Source organism: Saccharopolyspora shandongensis (assembly GCF_900106995.1).
In the GTDB taxonomy this organism is placed as follows: Bacteria; Actinomycetota; Actinomycetes; order Mycobacteriales; family Pseudonocardiaceae; genus Saccharopolyspora; species Saccharopolyspora shandongensis.
This window is the reverse complement of record NZ_FNOK01000077.1, coordinates 1-18,508: the sequence shown is the minus strand read 5'-3', so window position 1 is coordinate 18,508 and position 18,508 is coordinate 1. Positions and strand designations below refer to the sequence as shown.

Below are 18,508 nucleotides of genomic sequence, written 5' to 3'. Positions count from 1 at the left end.
CAGGCTCCCATCCGGAATTCGGCGTTCGGCCGGAGTCGCCGAGCTGCCCGGGACGAGCGCCTCACCTCGGCTGGTGCGGATCCTCGGCGTTGTCGCGGCGGACGGCCAGCGCGGCTTGGCAGGCCATGATGGCCGGGTGTTCGGCGTTGTCCTTGCGGTAGGCGGCGACGATGCGGCGAGCATGGGGACCGCCGGGGATGTCCAGCAGCACCGCGTCGGACGGATCGTCGGACAAGATGAGGTCGGGCAGCACCGCGACGGCGTGGCCGTGCTCGACGAAGCGGCGGTGGACGAGGAGGTCGTCGGTGGTGTAGCGGATGTCGGGTTCGAAGCCGGCACCGCGGCAGAGCTCCTGGATCCACTGGTGGGACGCCGAGCCTGGTGGTTCGGCGATCCACGGGCGCTGGGCGACGAGTTCCCAGACCTGACCGGGATCGACCTCGTGGTCGGTGGGAGGCAGGGCGAAGCGCATGTGCTCCAGGCGGAGTTCCCGGTACTCGACCTCCGCGGGGCGCGGAAGGGGGTGACCGGGGTATTCCTCGGCGACGACCAGGTCGAAGTCGTGCACGAGCATCTTCGGCAATGCGACCTCGGGTTCTGCCTGGAACAGTTCCACGCGCAGCCCGGGGTGGTCGGCGTTGAGGTCCGCGAGAGCCGGTGGGAGCAGGGTGAGCAGGACGCTCTGGAATGCGGCGATCCGCACGGTACCGGTCAGTTCTGCCAACGACCGGGCGATCTCCGCCTCGGCCGCTTCCAGCTGCCGCAGCACGGTTTCGGTGTGCGCGGCCAGGATCTCGGCCTGCGGTGTGAGTCGCACGCGCCGTCCGATCGGTTCGAGCAGTTCGACGCCGACTTCGGTTTCCAGGAGCGAGAGCTGCTGGGAGATCGTAGACGGGCTGTAGTTCAGCGCGGCGGCAACGGCGGAGATGGTGCCGCGGTGCTTGAGCTCGAGCAGCAGCCGCAGCCGGCGAAGATCGAACATGGCGCCTCATCTGATCTTTGGGCGATGTCGAACGGTAACGCTCGACATCGTCAACTTTACCGCCACGTCGTGGTGCTGCGATCGTGGACGCGTGACGTCGAACATCGTTGTGAAATCCGGTTCCTGGTTCGTCAACCCGGGCGCCCGGGACTGGGCGTGCCCTCCCGCACCTGCCGAGGTGGCCGCCTTCCACATGGGACTGGCCGACTACGCATCGACGCCCTTGCTGGACCTGCCGGCGTTCGCCGCCGGATGGGAAGTGGGGCGGGTAGTGGTGAAGGACGAGTCGATCCGATTCGGACTGCCCGCCTTCAAGGCACTCGGTGTCTCCTACGCGATCTACCGCGTCATCTGCGAACACGCCGGCGAAACCGTGGGGCCTGCGGATTGGAACGGCCTGCGCGCGGTGCTCGCCTCGCTGCCCCCGTTGGAGGTGGTGACCGCGACCGACGGCAACCACGGACGCGCTGTGGCGCGCTTCGCGCGGCTGCTCGGGATTCCTGCGCATGTGTTCGTCCCGGACGTCGTCGGCCTCGGGGCGATCGCAGCGATTCGCGCCGAGCAGGCAGAGGTGACGGTGGTCGGCGACGACTACGATGCGACCGTGCGGCGTGCGGCCGAGGAAGCTGGGTCCAGGCCCGCGGCGGTGCTCTTGCAGGACACCTCGTGGTCCGGCTACGAACGAATTCCACAGTGGATCGTGGACGGGTATTCGACGATGTTCGCCGAGCTGGACGCACAACTGCCGGCGACCGAGCCGGCGCTGGTGGTGGTCCCGATGGGAGTGGGATCGCTGGCCCACGCTGTGGTGACGCACTACCGCAGCCGCGACCACGAACAGCGGGCCGTTCTGCTGGGGGTGGAGCCGGACACGGCCGCGTGCATCCAGACCAGTCTGTCCGCCGGGCGATCGTGCGCGGTGCCGACCGGGTCGACGATCATGGCCGGCCTCAACTGCGGCACCCCGTCCTCCCTCGCTTGGCCGTACCTGCGGGATGGGCTGGACGCCGCCATCGCGGTGTCCGACGAACAAGCGGCTGATGCGGCGCGTGAGCTGGACGCCCTCGGGGTCTCTTCCGGACCGTGCGGGGCGGCCACCCTGGCCGCAGCGCGCGCTGCCCTGGCCGAACCGGGCAGTCGGGCCGATCTCGGAGTGTCGCCCGACACCACCGTCGTCTTGTTGAACACCGAAGGCGCCCACGAGGAATCGAACTGCTGAAAGAGCACGCCGACGTCGAGTGGATGAGCCTGTCGCGGTAGTTTGCGGAGTCCACGGCGAATAGTGACAACCTGGCCGCGAGCCTCTCATCGATTCTTGCTGGTGGTTCCTCGCTGGCGGTCGCCTACCTTCTCCTTCAGGAGTCGGCGGACAAGCCCGCGGCTTCCGCGGAGGATTGGCCTTCCGCCACCATCTCACACCTCTCGACCTAGCTGTCGGACAAGGCGATTCCGGCCCCGCCACCGGGTGGGGACGGCTTTCCCAACTACACCTGCGGAACTGACGCGACCGAGGTCGACGTGCAAGGTCAACGCCGGCTCTGCCGGAGCAGGAGGTCGTAATGAGGCACGAGATGCGCATCCCGGTGCCCGCTTCCCGTGACCTGTTCGTCAACGAACGCGTCGACGAAGTGCTGCAGGATGCCGGGCCCGATCGGGCGCCGCTGGACTTCCACCGGCGCCTACCTGGGTACGAGCGCACCCGCGTGGTGGAACTTCCCGACGTCGCCGCCGAATTGGGCCTGGGCCGGCTCTGGGTGAAGGACGAGAGCTCGAGGTTCGGGCTGATGTCCTACAAGGTGCTTGGTGCTTCGTACGCGATCTACCGCGCGTTGTGCGAGCGGTTGCGCGCTGAACCATCGTGGACCGACGTCAACGAACTGGTCGCGTCGGTGGATGCGTTGAAACCTCTGTCCCTCGCGGTCGCGACGGGTGGCAACCACGGACAGGCAGTGGCGCGAATGGCGCGGCTGTTCGGATTCTGCGCCCGCGTCTACGTTCCGGCGAACACGGCCGCTGCGCGCATCGAGGCGATCGAGCGGGAAGGCGCCGTGGTCACAGTGGTCGACGGTGACTATGACGATGCGGTGCGGCGGTCGGCCGAAGACGAGTCGGACAGGTGCCTCGTGGTATCCGGCACCTCTTCGTCCGGTGGCGAGCAGATCGCTCGGGCGTTGATCGAGGGGTACTCGACGATCTTCTGGGAGATCGACGATTTCTTCCGGGAGCACAGCGCGAACGGTCCTGACGCGGTGATCGTGCCGGTCGGTGTGGGAACACTCGCCGCTGCCTCTGTGCGCCACTACCGGCGGGCGGAAGCCGACACCGGGGTGCTGCTCGTAGGCGTCGAGCCACTCGCTGCGAATTGCGTGCTCGAGTCGCTGCGGTCCGGGCGACTCGTGAGCGTGCCTGGTCCGCACAACTCGGTCATGGCGGGTTTGAACTGCGGCACGCCGTCAGGCCTGGCCTGGCCGTGGCTGAGCAGGGGGATCGACGTCGTCGTCGGAGTCGGCGACCACCGAGCGCACGAGGCCATGCGGCGGCTCGCTGCCGCCGGGATCGTCGCGGGGGAGGCCGGGGCGGCAGGGTTGGGTGGCCTCTACGAGCTTCGCTCGGGATCCGGTGCGGCGATCGGGAAAACCGGACTGCACGCCGACGCCGAGGTGCTCATCGTTGTCACCGAGGGTGCCACCGACCCCGTCGCCTACGCCGACATCATGCGCACCATCCGACTTCCGGGCTCAGGGCCGGAACACCGGCTTCCAGGCCGTCTGCGCGGTGTTCATCACCGATGAACGCGATTCATGTCAACGGATGACAATTGCCCCCTCCAGGCGCCGCATGCGTTTTCTCGGGCGCCGGAAATGGAAAGGTGCGGAAGAATGTCGCAGAAAAGCGGAGACGGTCAGGTCGCACTGGCTGTGGAGCGGCACGGGATCGAGCAAGTGGACACCAGTCGCCGCTACGGCAAGGCGAGCAGTCAGTTCACCGCTCGATTCGCGCCCGTCATCTACTTGGCCGGAATCTTCGTCGGGGCGACCGGCGGTCAGGCCGGCCTCGGCCTGACCGGCAGCATCACGGCGATCATCGCGGCGAACCTCCTCGGGTCCATCGGAACCGGTCTCTGCGCCTTGATGGGCCCGAAGCTGGGGATGCCGCAGTTACCCATGGGGCGCGCGGCATTCGGCTACATCGGCAACTATTTGCCGGCTGTCCTGTCCTTGCTCGTGTACGTCGGGTACTACGCCGTTGGCACGGTCCTCGGCGCAGAGTCCCTCGCGAAGCTTTTCGGTCTTCCGTACACGCCCATGGTGGTGGTAGCGGGGCTGAGCATCCTGATCGGCATTTTCGGATACCGGATGCTCCACTCGTTCGGAAAGTGGATCACTCGAATCAGCATCGTAGTTCTCGCTGCAGTTTCGATCGTGATGATCTCGCGTGGCGTCGGCCCGGGCGCGACGTCCACGTTGTCCGGTGGCGAGTACGCGACGGCTTGGCTCCTGCAGTTCACGGTGGTGTTCGGGTACACGGTCAGCTGGGCGCCCTACGCGTCCGACTACTCGCGCTACCTTCCCGAGTCCATGAGTTCGCGGAGCATCTTCGCCTGGGCGGCCTCGGGCCTGTTCGCGGCGACCACGTGGATGATGATCCTTGGCTCGGCCCTGATCACCGTCAACCCTTCCGGCGACGTCATCGACGCCTTCGGCATCGTGCTGCCGGACTGGCTGGTCTTCGTAGTGCTCCTCACGCTCGGCCTGTCGGCGATCCCGCACAACTCGGTCAACCTCTACAGCGGCGCCATGGCGACGCTGACCTGTGATTTCAAGGTCAGGCAGGCCGTGACCGTGGTGGCCGCCGGAGTCATCGGGGGGTTGATCGCGCTCGCGATCGGCGGCGAGAAGTTCGAGGACTCCCTCAAGCTGTTCCTCCACCTCATGAGCTACTACATCACGCCGTGGCTCGCCGTCCTGCTGGTCAACTACTTCAAGGTGTACCGAAACGGCGAGCGGTATCCGCACATCAGTGCGTTCTACGACCGCAACGGCGCTTTTGGGCGGGTGAACTTTGCCGGCATCGGTGCCCTCGCCATCGGCGTGGTCGTGTCCGTTCCCTTCATCGGAACCGAGGTCTTCAGCGGTCCGATCGCCGATGTGCTGGGGGGTGCCGACCTCAGCTACTTCGTGTCCGGCATCGTCGCGGGGGCGATCTACTCGGCATTCGAGAAGCCGGTGGACGAGCTGCTGTCTGGGACGGAGGAGCCGTCGAAGACGCAGAGTCCCAAAGAAACGTCCTAGGCGGCCGGCTCGGTCAGCGGCACCAGAAGCCGCGACCGCCGAAAATGCGTGTGCACGCGGAGAATGGCACGAGGGATCCTCAGTGGACGGACCTCGGCGTGGCCGTCGCCAGCTCGTCGCCGGACATCTCGGTTCCGCCGCTGTGGGGAAGCGACGCTCGCTCATGCCTGCGCCTTCGTGCGGGCGACCGTGCGGACGCCCGCGTTGCCCATCGACGAGTCGGGAGCGTTCTACGACCGGGCCGAGTTGCGGTAGCGGTTGCAGCACGAGATGTGGCAGAGGTAACTGCCGCCGCGCAGCACGCGCACCGCGCCGGTGTCGGGACCCGCGGGGTTCGTCCCAGCGCCGCGCTCGTACGTGCGCGGGTCGAACCGGTCCGGTCTCGGGGATCGGGACGAGGTGGTCGCGGCGGAACCATCCGATCTGTCCTTCGACGCCCGATGCCGGGCTGGCGGTAGAAGGCCTCGATGTCGTAGCGGGACCGGAATGCGGCCCACCGGTCCGCTCGAGCCCCATCCGTGTCGATTGGTCTCGTGGGCCCTTCGCGGCGCATGCGGCGCCACGTTCAACGGGTGTCACTTTGTACTCTCGATAGCCGCGAGACCACCCGCAGTGAATCCCCCATTCGGGGGAACGCCATTAGTCCTCGTTACAGGCAGTATCGCCGGGAAATTGCACAAACCCCCAGCTCCTGGCGTTGTTCATCCCCCGGAGCGCCAGCTGGGGATAGAAGGAAGAGAGAGAACATGCCCCGAGGTTCTCTGGTCCGAGGCGTCCTTGCGGTCGCCGTGACGATCATGGCCAGCCTGGCGCTTGCAGCGACGAGCGCCACGGCTGCGCCCCTCGTCATCGGAGGTAGTCAAGCGACCAAGACCTACAGCTTCATGGCGTCCATGCAGTCCACCGACGGTCAACACCACTGCGGCGCCTCGCTGATCGACAAGCAGTGGCTGGTCACCGCCGCGCATTGCGTGGACGGGAAGAAGCCCGAGGACATCCAGTACCGGATCGGGACAACCGACCGCACCAGCGGTGGTGACGTGGTCAAGCCGGACAAGTTCGTGGCCCACCCCAAGTCGAAGCAGAAGCAGGCCGGCAGCGACGTCTCCACCGGCTACGACCTGGCCCTGGTCCACCTGTCGCGCCCGGTGCAGGAGCAGCCGATCAAGATCGCCACCACGTCACCTGAGGACGGCACCGCGCTGCAGCTGCTCGGTTGGGGCCAGACGTGCGGGACGCCCAAGTGCGGCGAGCCGCCGGTGAAGTTGAAGGAGCTGGACACCAAGACGCTCGCCCCGACGAGCTGCAGCAGCTCGCAGGACGGCTTCGATTCGGCGCGGGAGCTGTGCATCGACAACAAGGCGGGCACGGTGAACGCCTGCTATGGCGACTCCGGCGGCCCGGCCGTGGTGCAGGACGGCAGCGATCTTGTACTGGTCGGAGCGACCAGCCGCGGCATGGCCGAGAATTGCGCGGAGAAGCCGGGCATCTACAGCAACGTCGTGGCGCACGCTGACTGGATCAACCAGACCATGAGTTCTGGCGGTTCCGGCGGTTCTGACGATTCGTCCGAGCAACCCGGCAAGTCCTCCGGCGGACACCCCGACATGCCCTCTGGCAAGAAGCCGTCGTTCCCGCCGGGAACGCCGCGCCACCGGTGAGTCCATCGCCTGCGGCGGACACCCTCGGCTCCGAGGTTGCATCTCCATCGTGGGCTCCCTCGCCATCCTCGCAGCTGCCGTGCCACCGAGGCGCGGCAGCTGCGAGGATGGCAACCGTCTCCGATGGCCGCCTTCCCCCATCCACAGCCGTTCCCGAGAAGTGCGCGGAAACGTGGTCGGCCCCTTGGGTTGTACGAGATCGGGTGGACGTTCAGGAGCGCTCACCGGGCGGCCCGGGTCGCATGATCGCGGGTCGGTATCGGCTGGAACGTTCGACGCGTACTGGCCGCCAATTCAAGCCGAGGACTGCACCCGTTCGGTTCCCGGCGTCGAGACAGCCGGCCGCATATCCTCGATGCGCGGTACTCGTGTTCCGCTGCGTCTGGAGGGCGGGATGAATCGGATTGAACTCGTCGTAGCGCTGCGTGCCGCTGGTGTGCCTGACGGCGAGTACTTGATCCCGGGTGGTCCCGCGTCCAGGGGACCGCGTGCGGACGCCTACTACGTCCTGCGTGAGGAGCCCGGCGTCTACCTGGTCACCCTCTGTGAACGAGGTGTCGAGGAAACGGCTGCGCGGTTTGCTTCTGAGGACGAAGCGTGCCGGTACCTCTACGCTCAACTCACGCGGCGAGCGCCCGCGCCACCGCCGGATTCGGCGCAGATCATCGAGGACTTGATGGCACGCCGGGAAGATATCCAGCGGGAGGCCCGCGAGCAGTACGACCGGGCCCGCCGCCACGAGCGAGGATAGGCGGGGCTCCACTGCTTGGCATCGGGGATAGCGGAGGTGGGCGTCGGTTGCGACGCGCGGGCGAAGAGCGTTGATCGGCGCCGGATCTACTCCGTCACAGCCCAGAAAATTGCCCCTCCCCGTGGAAATCAGCGGGGAGGGGCGATGCGAGTTGCTCGGTCGACTAATTCTGCACAGCCCGTCTCCGGGTCTTTCAAGTCAGTTCAGGGGCTGCAGGAAGCCGCCATCGATGAGCTGGCCCGCGTTCATGCTCGGTGAGCGGTACTGCATGCCGCCGCCCGGCTGTCCGAACCATGGTGACGCGATTCCTGCCTCGACGGTGAATGGCTTCAACACCTTGAAGACGTGGTAGTCGAACGGGTACCGCGGCTCGAGGGTGTCGAGGTTGCTGGGGGGAAGTGCCCGCTGTGCGTACGGAACGCCGAACGGCGAGAAGAATCGCCCGTTGTTGCTACCGAACCGGTCGAGGACCTGCCCGGGAAGCATGTCGAACGTCGTGCGACCGTCGGCGAAACCGTCGTTGGGCGGGAAGCGCCACCCGCCCACGTTCATGTTGGCGGCCGGGTCCCAGAAACAGGCGATGAACGCCGTCGCCGAGAACGAGTCCAGCCGGTTGTAGTCGCGAAGCAGTTCGCCGACGGCGCCGGACTTGGGCAGGAACTCCGGACCGAGCCGGGGATCGTCCAAGTAGTAGCGCTGCAGCGGGCGGTCGGGAAGCTCGGTTCGCGAGCCCGGGATCCCGTTCGCCGGGCAGATCGTCGGCGGCGGTCCCGTTGTACGCGGAGGCGCCGGATGCTCGGAAGGTGGGGCCGTTCGCTCCGGCGTCAGTGGCGGCGCTGGCGGCGCGCCGTCCGACCGGGCGGCCGCGGCGGGAGTCGCCTCCTGCATCGGCAATGCCTGTGCGGTGGTACTTCCGGTACCGACCGCCAGCATCGCCCATGCCGCCAGTGCCACCGCGATACGATGGGACTTTCGCATTCGATCTTTCCTCCGGTCCGTAGATCACCGAACGTCGCCTCCCGGTCATCGGCCGGGTTCGTCCTCTCGTGAAGTGGGCATCTGGCGATCCCACCCCCTCGGGTGGAGCGTTCGGGCACTCGTTCACCCGGACAGGAAGCGCAACGAGATTCCGGATGAGGCCACGAAAATTAATCGGATTCGTGGCGCGCTGAACTGTTCGCCCGGCATCGGGGTGCACAATTCGGTCTGCGGATGGGAGGCGCATTCTGCGGAGCCGTAGCGGTCTTGATCGTTCTGCGGATCAACGGCGATTTGGTGGCTCGGCTACGAGCGGCGCCGGATGTTCCGGTCGACATTCAGGTCGGCGATGGATCGATCGGCGAGATCGCCGAATGCGCCGGGTGCTCCGTCGCAAGACGTTCGCCCGGCACGTTGCTCGCCTCAATGGGGACATGCAGGTTGGCGGTCGGCAACGATGACCAGGGCTCCGGATGTCGTGCCCGGTGTTCGAGCCCGGACGAAAGGACGGCCCGGGGGCGACTTCGAGGATGCGCTGAGCATCCGGTTCATCGCCATCGCGCCCTGGTCGTGGCCTGCCATCGGGGTCTCGGCGATCGTGTACGGGCTCGGCTTCATGGCTACTTCCGGCCTGCTCGCCGTCTGGAGCTACCGAGTCTTTCCCGATCAGCCCTCGGTGGGGTTCAGCGCAACCGTGTTCTTCCTCGGCATCGGCGCCATCGTCGGTCCAGCACTGTCCGGAGCACTTGCTGACGCGTGGAACCTTCGCGCCGCGCTGATGGCTCAGGGCCGCCATCGCCGTGGCGGCCCTGAGCCAACGACCTCCTATCACCACCGTCCATGAGTCATTCGCATCCGAGGGCTCGAGCCGAAGAAAAAGCGTCTGACCGTGTCGCGTCTTCCTAGTCAGCCACGGGAACCGTCGGCCGATTCGGAGCTGACGTCATCCGCGGTCAGCAGGGGAGTGCCGACGGTCTCGTGGAGGGAGAAGGCCGCCACCAGGCCGACGACGGCCGCGATCATGAGGTACGGGCCGGGAACGAGCGTGTTGCCGGTCGCGGAGATGAGCACGGTCATCAGGTAGGGCACGGTGCCCGCGAACAGCGCCGCGATGAGGTTGTACGAGATGGACAGGCCACCCTGCCGGGTGCGGGTCGGGAAGATTTCCGCCGACCACACGGCGTAGGTGCCCAGGACGGCCGCGAGGATGACGCCGAGGACGAGCGCGGCGATCCAGGTCCCGACGAGGCCCGTGCGCATCAGCAGGAACGCCGGCGTCGCCAGGACGAGCAGGGCGATTCCTGCGCTGACGAAGACCGGTTTCCGGCCGACGCGGTCGGACAGGCGGCCGAAGACGGGCACCAGAACCAGGCTCACCAACGAGATCACGGTGGACAGCGCCGCGGCGGCGCTGGAGGAGTGGCCGAGGTAGTCGGTTTCGTAGGTGACGAGGTAGGTGAGCACCGCGTAGAACGGCACGTGCATCATCGTCATCAGGCCGGCCGCCTGGAACAGCTGCTTCTTGTTGTGGCGGAACAATTCCTTGATGGGGCTGCGCGGCACGTTGTCGGTGGCCTCGAGCGCGCGGTACTCCGGGGTGTCCTCGATCTTGGTGCGGATGACGTAACCGATGATGCCCAGCGGGGCGGCGATGAGGAACGGAATCCGCCAGCCCCACGAGGAAAGCTGCGCCTCCGACAGCCCGACCGACAACAGCAGGAATACGAACGACCCGGCCAGGAAGCCCAGCAGTGAACCGACTTCCAGCCAGCTGACGCCGAACCCGCGGCGACGGCGCGGCGCGTACTCGGCGAGGAAGCTCGCCGCGCTGCCGAACTCGCCACCAGCCGCGAAACCCTGCAACAAGCGCAGGAACACCAGTAGCAGCGGCGCCGCGATGCCGATCGTCGAGTAGTCTGGGAGCAGGCCGATCACGAGGGTGGCGCCCGACATCACGAAGATGACGATCGACAGGGTGCGCTTGCGGCCGATCCGGTCGCCGAGTGGCCCGAACACCAACGCTCCGATCGGCCGGATGCCGAACGAAACCGCGAAGACGCCGAACACGGCGAGCAGGCCCGCGGTGGCGTTCTCCGCGGGGAAGAACACCGAGGCGATGGTACTGGCGAGGTAGGCGTAGGCCGCCCAGTCGAACCAGTGCACGAAGACGCCGACCGCGCCGGCCGCGACGCTGCGCCGCAGCGTTGCGGGATCGGTGTGGGTCGTTTCCTCGACGGGAGGGGAGTCGTGTGCGGTCAAGGTGCCTCCTCGGGACTGGTTCTCGCCGACGACGCTAGAAGCGGGCAGCGGCATCGAACAAGGAGAAACAAAAGAAGCAAAGCATCGAAAAAGCGGATGCAGAGCTGCTGGGCTGGGACGACATGGGGGGATAACAGTGCTGGAACAGGGAATTCACAAGACGACTGGTTGTCTTTTGTGGACAGTCAGGCGATCCGTCTGCCGGTCAGTGCCTCGGGAGTCGTCAGCGCGCGCAGCTGTTCCTCCGTGAGCAGCCGCCGCTCGCGCACCAGGTCCAGCGCGGGACGGCCGCTGTGGTGCGCTTCCAGTGCGATGGTGCACGCGGTCTCGTACCCCAGCGCCGGGCCGAGCGCGGTCACCAGCCCGTTGGAGGCGGTCACCGTCGCCGCGAGGTGCTCGCGGTTGGCCGTGATCCCATGCACGCAAAGCTCGGTGAGCACCCGGATACCGGCGGTGAGATGGTCGAGCCCGCCCGTCAGCGCGCGGGCGATGATCGGTTCGAAGGCGTTGAGCTGGAGCTGCCCGCCTTCGGCGGCAAGGGTGACGGTGACGTCGTTGCCGATGATCTCGAACGCGATCTGGTTGACCGCCTCGGGGATCACCGGGTTGACCTTGCCCGGCATGATCGACGAACCCGCCTGCCGGGCCGGCAGGATGATCTCGCCGAACCCGGCCTGCGGGCCAGACGACAGCAGCCGCAGGTCGTTGCAGATCTTCGACAGCTTGACCGCGACCCGTTTGAGCACACCGGAAAGCTGCACGAACACACCCACGTCCTGGGTGGCCTCGATGAGGTCCGGCGAGGACACCAGCGTGTGGATTCCGGTGAGCGAGCGCAGCTGCCCGACGGTGAGCTCGCGGTAGCCAGGGCGCGCGTTGAGGCCGGTACCGATCGCCGTGCCGCCGAGGTTCAGCTCGTGCAACAGCAGACGTGCTTCGGCGAGGCGCTGCTCGTCCTCGGCCAGCGTGGCGGCGAAGGCGCCGAACTCCTGGCCCAGCGTCATCGGCACGGCTTCCTGCAGTTGCGTGCGTCCCATCTTGAGCACGTCGGCGAACTCGGAAGCCTTGGCGGAAAAGGCTTCCCGCAGACCCCCGAGCACGGCGAGCAGCTCGGCGAGGTGCCGGTCGAGGGCGAGCTTGACCGCCGTGGGGTAGACGTCATTGGTGCTCTGGCCGAGGTTGACGTGGTCGAGCGGGTGCAGGAAGGAGTACTCGCCACGGCGGTGACCGAGCAGTTCGAGAGCTCGGTTGGCGATCACCTCGTTGGCGTTCATATTCGTCGACGTGCCGGCGCCGCCCTGGATGAGGTCGACGACGAACTGCTCGCGCAGCGCGCCGGCGCGGATTTCGGCGCAGGCGGCAGCGATGGCCTCGGCCCTGGTCCGGTCGAGCGCGCCGACCTCGGCGTTGGCCGCGGCCGCCGCCTGTTTCACCGCGGCGAGCGCGACGATCAGGTGCGGCCGGTCGGCCAGGGTTTCCCGCGTGATCGGGAAGTTGACGAGGGCGCGTGCGGTGTGGGCGCCGTAGTAGGCGTCGGCGGGCACGCTGATCTCGCCGATCATGTCGTGTTCGATCCGGGGTGGCTGGGACATCGTTGTCCTCCAGGAATCGGGACTCAGGGCGTGAGCGTTGAGGTGGCTGCGCGGTCCACGCCGGTCCAGGCGAGCGCCACCGCACCGTCGAGCAGCGCGCGCTGGGCCGTGCCGCCCACGCAGAACGCGGCGAACTCGCGCTGGTGGTTGGTCGCGGGCAGCGAGCCGATCCCGATGTACGGGTGGATCGCGGGCACGACCTGGGACACGTTGCCCATGTCGGTCGAGGCGCGGTTCATCCGCGCCGCGGTGCCGGGCGGGGCGAACTCGCGGCCGAGCTCCACGGCGTTGGTCCAGTAGGCGGCCAGCGCCGCCTCGTCCGCGCGGAATTCCGCGTAGGGCTTGCTCTCCGGCTCCACCGTCAGCTCGCAGCCGGTCGCCAGCGCGCCCGCCTCGAACGCCCGCATCACGCGGGGTTCGAGCTCGGCCAGTTCCGCCAGCGTCTCGGCCCGGACGTACCAGCGGCCGCTGGCGTTCTCCGGGATCGCGTTCGGCGCGTCGCCCGCGTGCGTGACCACACCGTGCACGCGGGCCGACGACGGGAGTTGCTGGCGCAGCAAGCCGATCGCCACCTGCGCGACGGTGAACCCGTCGGCCGCATTGATCCCCGCCTCCGGGTAAGCGGCGGCGTGCGCGGACTTGCCTTTGTACGAGATCTTCGAGTGGCTCACCGCGAACGGCCGTGCCTCGGCGACGTCCACCGGCGCCGGATGCACCATCATCGCGAGGTCCACTCCGGTGAACGCGCCGCGGTCGAGCATCTCGATCTTGCCGCCGCCGCCTTCTTCGGCGGGCGTGCCGTACACCTCGACGGTCACTCCGGCCTCATCTGCCACGGCGGCCAGCCCCAGTGCGGCACCGATGGAGCTCGCCGCGATGAGGTTGTGCCCGCAGGCGTGCCCCAGCCCGGGGAGGGCATCGTACTCGGCGCACACCGCGATCCGGGTGGGGCCGCTGCCGAACCGCGCCAGGAAAGCCGTCTCCAGCCCGAGGTATTTCGGCGTCACCTCGAATCCGGCGCGGTCGAGCAACTCGGGCACCGATGCGGCGGCCCGGTGCTCTTCCCACGCCGTCTCGGGATCGGCGTGCAACCGCTCGGACAGCTTGATCAGCTCGTCGGCGTGCCGGTCGATCCGCTCGCGTGCGGCGTCTTTCAGAGTCATCACAGATCCCCGGGAACGCCGTAGGACGGGGCCTCGGCCGGGTTGAGTCCACGCCGAACGTAGTCGTCGCGCTGGGGGAGCCAGACGTCGAGCACCTCGGCCAGCCGGTCGATCGGGTCGTCGTCCCAGTCCACGCGCAGGTCCGTGACCCGCCAGTCCACGTCGGCCACCACGATCAAGCCTGCCGAATGCACCGGCCCCTCTTCGCCACCCGCCGCGACGGCGGCCTTCAACGCGGCGACCAGGCGCTGCTCCAGTTCACCGGTCGCGGAGGAGAACGCGTCGAGCATCACCTCGGGAATGTGCTCGCCGGACAGCATGTTCCCCGCCGCGACCGCGCCGTCGGCGGTGGCCGTCGCGTGCGTGCCGAGCGTGTTCTCGCCGGTGTAGGCGAAGCCGGGACCGGTCCGGCCGAGCACGGTCAGCTGCCGGTATGCGATGTTCTCCGCCGCACCGGCTACTTCGGACAGTGCCTTCGCCGCGTCGCCGTGCTCGGCGAGGCGGTCCAGCAACTTGGTGCCCAGCCGCGGATCGGTGACGTTCTGCGAGGCGGCTGCCCCGATGCCCGGGCGCAGGTGCGCGACGCGGGCCACGACGGCGGGGCTGGACGAGCTGGCCGCGATGCCGAAGCGTTCGCCGTCGCGGGCTACGAGCGAAAAGGTCACCGTTCCTCCTCCGGGATCACCGCGATCGCGTCGATTTCGCACAGCCATTCCGGGCGGGCCAGCGCGGACACCACCAGCCCCGTGGAGATCGGGTGCACGCCGCGGGTCCAGCGCCCGACGGTGCGGTACACGGCTTCGCGATAACGCGGGTCGATCAGATAGATGGTCAGCTTGACCAGGTGTTCCATCCGGCTCCCGGCTTCCTCCAGGAGCATCTTGATGTTGGCCATCGCCTGCTCGGCCTGCGCCTCGGCGTCCCCGATCCCGACGGATTCGCTGGTGTCGAGGTTCTGCCCGATCTGCCCGCGTACGTAGACGGTGCCGTTGGCGACGACCGCCTGGCACAGGTCGTTGTCGAGGTTCTGCTCCGGATAGGTGTCGCTCGTGTTGAACGGGCGGATCCGCTTGTGGACGGTCATCGGTCGTCGTCCTCTTTCCTGACCGCGGGCGAAGCTGTTACCGGACCAGAGTGACGCCGAGCTCATCTTCTGTCCAACAGATGTTTTAGCTGTAATGGATCGAAAATTCAGATGCCCCTTGGATAGATAAATCAGAACTAGTAGGCCAACAACATCTGTTGGACAGGGGCAATGTCGCCAACGAGTATTCGGTGAGGCGTACACGGGTTTGCCCGCTGTTCCGAAGTGGAGGTCTGGCATGTCGAGCCAAGAGGTCGAGGTCCTCGTCGTAGGCGGGGGTCAAGCCGGTCTGGCGATGAGTGAGCATCTGAGCGACTGCGGCGTGCCGCATCTCGTCCTGGAACGGCACCGGATCGCCGAGCGCTGGCGTTCGGAGCGCTGGGACTCGCTGGTCGCGAACGGGCCCGCCTGGCACGACCGTTTTCCGGGGCTGGAGTTCGGCGACCTCGCCCCGGATGCCTTCGCTTCGAAGGAGCAGATCGCGGACTACTTCGAGGCGTACGCGGAGAAGATCGCCGCGCCGATCCGCACCGGTGTCGAGGTGACGTCCGTCCGGAGGAACGCCGGACGGCCAGGCTTCCGCGTGGAGACTTCGGACGGAACCATCGACGCGCGTTTCGTCGTCGCCGCGACCGGGCCGTTCCAGCGGCCGGTGGTACCGCCGATCGTTCCGGGCGATGCCGGGCCCCTGCAGATCCACTCCAGTTCCTACCGCAACCCGGAGCAGTTGCCCGCGGGTGCCGTGCTCGTCGTCGGGGCTGGCTCGTCGGGAGTGCAGATCGCCGAAGAGCTGCACCGGTCGGGGCGGCGCGTCTACCTCTCCGTCGGTGCCCACGACCGGCCTCCCCGCCGGTATCGCGGTCGCGACTTCTGCTGGTGGCTCGGAGTCCTCGGCAAGTGGGACGCCGAGACTCCGCCGCGGGGAGCGGAACACGTCACCATTGCGGTCAGCGGAGCACGCGGCGGTCACACCGTGGACTTCCGCGCCCTCGCCGCTCTCGGCATCAACCTCGTCGGCTTGACCGCCTCGTTCGACAACGGCACCATCCGCTTCGCGCCGGATCTCGGGACCAACATCGCCAACGGCGACGCGAACTACCTGTCGCTGCTCGACGAAGCCGACGCCTACGTCGCGCGCAACGGCTTGGATCTCCCCGAGGAACCGGGTGCGCGCACGCTAGGACCCGACCCGGCCGGTGTGACCGACCCCGTCCTCGAACTCGACCTCGCTGCCGCCGAGATCAATTCGATCGTGTGGGCGACCGGCTTCGCCGTCGACTACAGCTGGCTGCAGGTCGACGCGCTCGACGAGAATGGCAGGCCGCAGCACCGGCGCGGCGTGTCCACCGAGCCCGGCGTCTACTTCCTGGGACTGCCCTGGCTGGCACGGCGCGGCTCGAGCTTCATCTGGGGCGTGTGGCACGACGCGAAGTTCGTGGCCGACCACATCGCCACCCAGCGCAGCTACCTGCGGCACTGAACTGGTCCTGTCCGATTGACGCTCAACGGCTGGGAAGGGTCTTCGGACGCCTTCCCAGCCGTTGAGCGTCAGTGGGGCGGGTGCGCGTAGAGGCTCCGGCACAGCTTCACGAACTCCTGCGACCGCCGCGTGAGGCGCGCTCCCCGCATCCAGGCCACCACGATCTCGAGCGGTTCGACCTTGTCGATCAGTTTCAGCGGCACAGCATTCGCCCCGGCGTAGGTCATCTCCGCCGGCGGGCGCTGGTTGAGCAGCGCGAACCCGTGGCCGTGCGCGACGAGCGCGCGCACCGTCTCGTACCCGGTGGTGCGGTGGCGGATCACGGGCTCGACGCCGGCGTCGCGCAGCACCGACTGCAGGTACTCGCGGCTGTTGGGCAGATCGAGCAACACCATCGGTTCGCCGGCCAGCTGGGCCAGCGACACCGTGCCCTTCTTGCTCTTGGCCAGCGGGTGGTCCGAGCCGACGAGCACGTACGGGGGTGCGGTGTCCACGACCACGCGGTCGATGTCGTCGTCGAGGTCGTAGCCGTAGAGCAGCGACACCTCGCATTCCCCGGCGCGCAGCGCGGCCTTGAGCGCGGAGTGCTCACCCTCCAGGACGGAGACGTGCACCTGCGGGTGCCGTCGCTCGAACTCGGCCAGCAGGCCCGGCAGCCGGAACGGCGCAAGGGTGGAGAAGCAGCCGACCGTCAACGGGCCCACGAGGTCGGTGCCCGCCTGGCGCGCCGCTTCGACGAGTTCGGCGCCGTGCGCGAGGAAGTCCAGGACGCGCTGGTGGAACGCCTGGCCCGCGGTGGTCAGGCTCAGCCCGCGGGCGTGGTGGCGCAGCAGGAGTTGCACGCCCAGCTCGCGTTCGAGCTGGGCGATGGCGGTGGAGACGGCCGACTGCGACACCGTCAGCTCGCGCGAGGCCGCGGTCATGCTCAGGTGCCTGGCCGCCGCCTCGAAGTACCGCAGCTGCACGAGAGTGAAAGAAGGCTCGCTCACCGCGACATTCTGCCTCGTGCCGAATTTCGCTGCCATGTCCGGTGTGGCCGAGCCGTCCCGCGGACCGGTGCGGCGGCCGGCTGCTGCGCCAGCCGCCGGCACCGTGGCCCGGCACGTAAGGGCCGATCGAACGCGGGATCTAGGGGGCGACGCCCCCGCCGCAGTTGCCCCTTGGTGATCTCGCTGACCACCGTCGGGTTGGTGATGGTGCCGCCGTCGTCGACCTTCGCCCGCTCGCTGGCGTCCTTCCCGCAACTCCCGCTGAGCATGCGACTCAGTCGGCGGACGTCGTCTCGGGATCGTCTTCGTCCTCGGCCGCGTATTCGTCCTCGTCTTCGAACTTCTCGTTGATCTCCTCGATCGCGTGCCGTGCCGCTATCGCCAGGTGGCGGGGGCACAGCCAGGCGTCAGGTGCGCTGACGTCGGCGGGCTCCGCGAATTCTGCCGGCGCGTAGAGGTGGTTGAGGTGTTGCTGCAGGTCCCGGTTCTCCGTGGGGTGCGCATCGCCGTGGGCGCACTGATCTTCCGTCGGGTCGGCGTCCACTGTGGATAGGATGTCCCGGATGTCTTTCGCTACGCCGTAGGGCATTTCCACGATCTCGACGCACCAGGTGGCGATCAGCAGTGGAACGGTTCGCTCGACCGGATCGGCGTCCGCTGCCAGTGCCGCGTACCGGCGGGCTGCCCACAGGCCTGCCTCTTGCACGTCGCGATGCTCGTCGAACTGGTTGTCCTCGATCAACGCGGTCAACGAGCCGATGTCGATTCTTCCGTCGGGGCGCAGGAATTCCGCGTCGAGGCGCGCGGTGTCCCGGCTGCCGAACAGCGTCTCCCGCCCCTGCCGCAACTCGCCCAACGCGGTCTCGGCGAGGCCGCGGAGGAAGGCGGGGCACAGCCAGTTCCGCACCGGGAGCCGGTCCTCGTCGTGCCATGCCGCGTGGCAGGCCCTGCCTCCCGGACTGCGCAGCCGGATACCGTCCGCGGCTGTGCCTGCGGCGTCGAAGCCCGTTTCGGGGTGTTCGTCCGGCGCGTGGGCGCAGGTGCCGTCCCCGAGTTGGGGCAGCACCCCTTCCAGGCCCTCGATCATCGAGTCGAGCACGGACGAGGTCCGGATCCGGCCGGAGACCGCGTACCAGCAGCTGGCGTACATCGTCACGACGTATCCGGCCCGCACGCCGCGAGTCGGGTGGCTGGGCAACGAGCCGGCCAGGTATTCCAGGGTCCAGCGCGGGTCGGCGTACGGGTAGTCGTTGAGGATGCCGTCCAGGTCCTTGATG

16 protein-coding genes are annotated in these 18,508 nt (G+C 67.9%); 7 read left to right on the top strand and 9 right to left on the bottom strand.

The window, feature by feature from the left end:
* Nucleotides 1-61: 61 nt before the first annotated feature.
* On the bottom strand, nt 62-982 hold the full coding sequence (locus tag BLW84_RS42105) for a LysR family transcriptional regulator (RefSeq protein ID WP_093277751.1): 921 nt from the start codon (nt 980-982) through the stop codon (nt 62-64).
* On the opposite strand from BLW84_RS42105, the gene BLW84_RS42100 reads away from it, so the two are divergent.
* The 5 genes from BLW84_RS42100 to BLW84_RS42080 all read left to right on the top strand — a co-directional run bounded on the left by BLW84_RS42100 (nt 981) and on the right by BLW84_RS42080 (nt 7,686).
* The gene (locus BLW84_RS42100) at nt 981-2,201 is read left to right on the top strand and encodes a diaminopropionate ammonia-lyase (RefSeq protein ID WP_093277746.1); all 1,221 of its coding nucleotides are present in this window, start codon (nt 981-983) and stop codon (nt 2,199-2,201) included. The genes BLW84_RS42105 and BLW84_RS42100 overlap by 2 nt on opposite strands.
* A gap of 340 nt (nt 2,202-2,541) precedes the next feature.
* Entirely contained in the window at nt 2,542-3,774 is a 1,233-nt protein-coding gene (locus tag BLW84_RS42095; protein WP_245761757.1) for a diaminopropionate ammonia-lyase, read from the top strand.
* A gap of 87 nt (nt 3,775-3,861) precedes the next feature.
* Nucleotides 3,862-5,274 (top strand): purine-cytosine permease family protein, encoded by a 1,413-nt coding sequence (locus BLW84_RS42090; RefSeq protein ID WP_177226993.1) that lies wholly within the window; start codon nt 3,862-3,864, stop codon nt 5,272-5,274.
* A gap of 746 nt (nt 5,275-6,020) precedes the next feature.
* The gene (locus BLW84_RS42085; RefSeq protein ID WP_093277741.1) at nt 6,021-6,935 is read left to right on the top strand and encodes a S1 family peptidase; all 915 of its coding nucleotides are present in this window, start codon (nt 6,021-6,023) and stop codon (nt 6,933-6,935) included.
* A gap of 394 nt (nt 6,936-7,329) precedes the next feature.
* A complete protein-coding gene (locus BLW84_RS42080; RefSeq protein ID WP_093277738.1) occupies nt 7,330-7,686 on the top strand; it encodes a hypothetical protein in 357 nt (118 codons plus the stop codon).
* Between the two features lie 198 nt (nt 7,687-7,884).
* Here the strand turns inward: BLW84_RS42080 and BLW84_RS42075 are convergent, their stop codons facing one another.
* The gene (locus BLW84_RS42075; protein WP_093277735.1) at nt 7,885-8,664 is read right to left on the bottom strand and encodes a TNT domain-containing protein; all 780 of its coding nucleotides are present in this window, start codon (nt 8,662-8,664) and stop codon (nt 7,885-7,887) included.
* A gap of 457 nt (nt 8,665-9,121) precedes the next feature.
* On the opposite strand from BLW84_RS42075, the gene BLW84_RS42070 reads away from it, so the two are divergent.
* Nucleotides 9,122-9,508 (top strand): MFS transporter, encoded by a 387-nt coding sequence (locus tag BLW84_RS42070; RefSeq protein WP_143061307.1) that lies wholly within the window; start codon nt 9,122-9,124, stop codon nt 9,506-9,508.
* Nucleotides 9,509-9,570: 62 nt separating this feature from the next.
* Here BLW84_RS42070 and BLW84_RS42065 read toward each other — a convergent pair whose 3' ends face one another.
* The 5 genes from BLW84_RS42065 to BLW84_RS42045 form a co-directional block, all read right to left on the bottom strand.
* Entirely contained in the window at nt 9,571-10,923 is a 1,353-nt protein-coding gene (locus BLW84_RS42065; RefSeq protein WP_245761756.1) for an MFS transporter, read from the bottom strand.
* A 185-nt stretch (nt 10,924-11,108) separates the two neighbouring features.
* Entirely contained in the window at nt 11,109-12,515 is a 1,407-nt protein-coding gene (locus BLW84_RS42060) for an aspartate ammonia-lyase (protein ID WP_093277728.1), read from the bottom strand.
* Nucleotides 12,516-12,538: 23 nt separating this feature from the next.
* Nucleotides 12,539-13,678 (bottom strand): M20 family metallopeptidase, encoded by a 1,140-nt coding sequence (locus BLW84_RS42055; RefSeq protein WP_425441828.1) that lies wholly within the window; start codon nt 13,676-13,678, stop codon nt 12,539-12,541.
* A complete protein-coding gene (locus tag BLW84_RS42050) occupies nt 13,678-14,343 on the bottom strand; it encodes a DUF1028 domain-containing protein (protein WP_093277723.1) in 666 nt (221 codons plus the stop codon). Before BLW84_RS42050 ends, BLW84_RS42055 begins: the two co-directional genes overlap by 1 nt.
* The gene (locus BLW84_RS42045; RefSeq protein ID WP_093277721.1) at nt 14,340-14,762 is read right to left on the bottom strand and encodes a RidA family protein; all 423 of its coding nucleotides are present in this window, start codon (nt 14,760-14,762) and stop codon (nt 14,340-14,342) included. The genes BLW84_RS42050 and BLW84_RS42045 overlap by 4 nt, the downstream gene beginning before the upstream one ends.
* Nucleotides 14,763-15,000: 238 nt before the next feature.
* On the opposite strand from BLW84_RS42045, the gene BLW84_RS42040 reads away from it, so the two are divergent.
* Nucleotides 15,001-16,242, top strand: coding sequence for a flavin-containing monooxygenase (locus BLW84_RS42040; RefSeq protein ID WP_093277718.1), 1,242 nt, complete (start codon nt 15,001-15,003; stop codon nt 16,240-16,242).
* A gap of 68 nt (nt 16,243-16,310) precedes the next feature.
* On the opposite strand, the gene BLW84_RS42035 is transcribed toward BLW84_RS42040, so the two are convergent.
* The gene (locus BLW84_RS42035) at nt 16,311-17,231 is read right to left on the bottom strand and encodes a LysR substrate-binding domain-containing protein (RefSeq protein ID WP_093277715.1); all 921 of its coding nucleotides are present in this window, start codon (nt 17,229-17,231) and stop codon (nt 16,311-16,313) included.
* A gap of 274 nt (nt 17,232-17,505) precedes the next feature.
* A partial coding sequence (locus tag BLW84_RS48100) for a hypothetical protein (RefSeq protein WP_218157695.1) occupies nt 17,506-18,508 on the bottom strand: 1,003 nt, incomplete at its 5' end.

What these genes read in the sequence shown, in the direction of transcription:
- BLW84_RS42100 (WP_093277746.1), top strand. Translation starts at nt 981, where the DNA reads ATGGCGCCTCATCTGATCTTTGGGCGATGTCGAACGGTAACGCTCGAC.
- BLW84_RS42105 (WP_093277751.1), bottom strand. Translation starts at nt 982, where the DNA reads ATGTTCGATCTTCGCCGGCTGCGGCTGCTGCTCGAGCTCAAGCACCGC.
- BLW84_RS42095 (WP_245761757.1), top strand. Translation starts at nt 2,542, where the DNA reads ATGAGGCACGAGATGCGCATCCCGGTGCCCGCTTCCCGTGACCTGTTC.
- BLW84_RS42090 (WP_177226993.1), top strand. Translation starts at nt 3,862, where the DNA reads ATGTCGCAGAAAAGCGGAGACGGTCAGGTCGCACTGGCTGTGGAGCGG.
- BLW84_RS42085 (WP_093277741.1), top strand. Translation starts at nt 6,021, where the DNA reads ATGCCCCGAGGTTCTCTGGTCCGAGGCGTCCTTGCGGTCGCCGTGACG.
- BLW84_RS42080 (WP_093277738.1), top strand. Translation starts at nt 7,330, where the DNA reads ATGAATCGGATTGAACTCGTCGTAGCGCTGCGTGCCGCTGGTGTGCCT.
- BLW84_RS42075 (WP_093277735.1), bottom strand. Translation starts at nt 8,664, where the DNA reads ATGCGAAAGTCCCATCGTATCGCGGTGGCACTGGCGGCATGGGCGATG.
- BLW84_RS42070 (WP_143061307.1), top strand. Translation starts at nt 9,122, where the DNA reads ATGACCAGGGCTCCGGATGTCGTGCCCGGTGTTCGAGCCCGGACGAAA.
- BLW84_RS42060 (WP_093277728.1), bottom strand. Translation starts at nt 12,515, where the DNA reads ATGTCCCAGCCACCCCGGATCGAACACGACATGATCGGCGAGATCAGC.
- BLW84_RS42055 (WP_425441828.1), bottom strand. Translation starts at nt 13,678, where the DNA reads ATGACTCTGAAAGACGCCGCACGCGAGCGGATCGACCGGCACGCCGAC.
- BLW84_RS42045 (WP_093277721.1), bottom strand. Translation starts at nt 14,762, where the DNA reads ATGACCGTCCACAAGCGGATCCGCCCGTTCAACACGAGCGACACCTAT.
- BLW84_RS42040 (WP_093277718.1), top strand. Translation starts at nt 15,001, where the DNA reads ATGTCGAGCCAAGAGGTCGAGGTCCTCGTCGTAGGCGGGGGTCAAGCC.